Below are 1,966 nucleotides of genomic sequence, written 5' to 3'. Positions count from 1 at the left end.
GGGTACCAGTCTACCGGATTGGTGGCATGTTGAAGCAGATAAGGGGAATTTTCGTGGGCTAGTCGGTTGGGCATTTATGGATTCTCCTTGCGAGATTGGCATGTATTATACTGGATGCCGCGATGTGCAAAAATCTTTCGATGCAAACATTGAAACCGATTTGTTGTGTTGAAACGTAGCAACGTATCTTTCCAGGAGATTATGCGCTAAAATAGAATCAAATTCTATCTTCGTAGCGGAGTGGGCAATAGCATTGACGTAAGAATCTGAAGTTTGCGATATTCTTGTGGCTTGCATAAACCGGAGATGTTTTGTAAATGAACGTTGGTATGTATCAAAGTATAATTGAACAATCTCAGGATGGGATTGCGATCTGCGATGAAAATGGGGTCATGGTGGTCTGGAACCGCGTGCTGGAACGTATCACTGGTGTTCTCGCCGATGATATGCTCGGGCAGAAGGTTTGGGAGATGCAGTTTACACTTCTTCCGGATGTCGAACAGACTCCGGCACGCCGGACCCAATTAAAAACAGATTTGACCGAATTTTTACGAACCGGCAAATTGCCTGATGCGAATCAGTTAATTTCCAGAGAATATATCCATCCAAATGGCACCCGATTGTATGTCGAGGGAATGATCTTTCCCATTCGAACCGAATCTGGCTATATGCTTGCCAACTTCGTTCGCGATATTTCCGAATATCAACATACCCAAATGGCGTTGAGAAAAAACGAGCAGGTATTGCAAGAATACGCCAAACAGCTTGAAGCGTTATTTAGCGCCAGTTTAACATTTGCACATCTGAGTGAGCCGCGCATTGTAGCCGAAAATGTGCTTGCGCTGCTTGAATCCCAAATGGGGTATCGCCGCGGGGCGATCGTGCTGTATGATATCGAGACCGGAAAATTTCAATTATTAGCTCATGCGCGCATGGGGTTGGCAGAGCAGGAATTTCTCGATGAAATTGTAAAAGTGCAGCGTTTCTTCGAAATGGAAAGCGGCATTACGCGTTGGGTTGCCCTGAATGGCGAGGCAGTGCGCCTGGGCGATGTCAATGCCGACCCGCGTTATCTGTGTGCCGATCCGGCTATCCAATCCGAATTGGCGGTTCCCTTGCAGGTTGGCGGGGAAACGATTGGCGCGATAAATGTTGAAAGCGAAACCCCCGACGCCTTTGATGAAAATGACGAACGCCTGCTCATGATTTTGGCAAATCAAGCTGCCGTCGCCATTCAAAATGCGCGTTTGTTTCTGGATACCCGGCGTCGAGCCGACGAATTGGCTGCCATCAATGTTTTACGCCAGCGCGTCAGCCAGACAATATCATTGGAAGAGTGTGCTGCCGTGGCAACCCAAGGCATACTGGATGCGACACGTGCTAACGTTGGATTTATCATGCTGCTCGAAGGGGATGATCTGGTTCCGATTTCGGTTCGGTATCGGGATTTTGAACGCACTTTTGATGATTTGCCTACGCATAAAATCGGCCAGTGTTTGTGTGGGTTGGCGGTATCCGAAAAAAGGGCGATTTATTCTTGCCCAATTGATATGGATGAGCGCTGCACCTGGAATGAATGTAAACAGCTAGGCTTGCGCTCTGCCGCTGTGGTGCCGTTAATCCGAGGGGATCAAGTATTTGGGATCGTGGGATTAGGGTCTGAATCTGAACATCATTACGAGCGCCACGAAGAATTTATTGAGACACTGGGCAGTGTAATCGCGAACGGCATGAATAACGCTTTGTTATTTGCCCAGGAACAGCAGCGTTTGCGCGAAGCTGAAGTGCTTCGACAGGCAGCCAGTTCGATAACGGCCAGATTAGATATGAAGGAAGTACTGGAAGGCATTCTGGATGGGTTGGCAGTAGTGATTGCCTACGACAGCGCAGCCCTGTTTTTAAGACGTGAAGGTTACTTACATCTGCTTGCCGGGCGGGGTTTTCCGGACTCGACGAAATTGCTGGG

General features: G+C 48.3%; 2 protein-coding genes. One reads left to right on the top strand and one right to left on the bottom strand.

Annotated elements, in window-relative coordinates:
- Positions 1–74: DUF255 domain-containing protein (locus HN413_13465; protein ID MBT3391405.1), on the bottom strand; the 74-nt coding region annotated here is incomplete at its 3' end.
- Positions 75–329: 255 nt separating this feature from the next.
- Here HN413_13465 and HN413_13460 point away from each other — a divergent pair.
- The coding region (locus HN413_13460; GenBank protein MBT3391404.1) for a GAF domain-containing protein at positions 330–1,966 on the top strand (1,637 nt) is incomplete at its 3' end.

The organism is Chloroflexota bacterium (genome assembly GCA_018648225.1).
Lineage (GTDB): Bacteria > Chloroflexota > Anaerolineae > Anaerolineales > UBA11858 > NIOZ-UU35.
The sequence above is the reverse complement of the archived record's forward strand: the minus strand, read 5'-3'. Positions and strand labels throughout refer to the sequence as shown.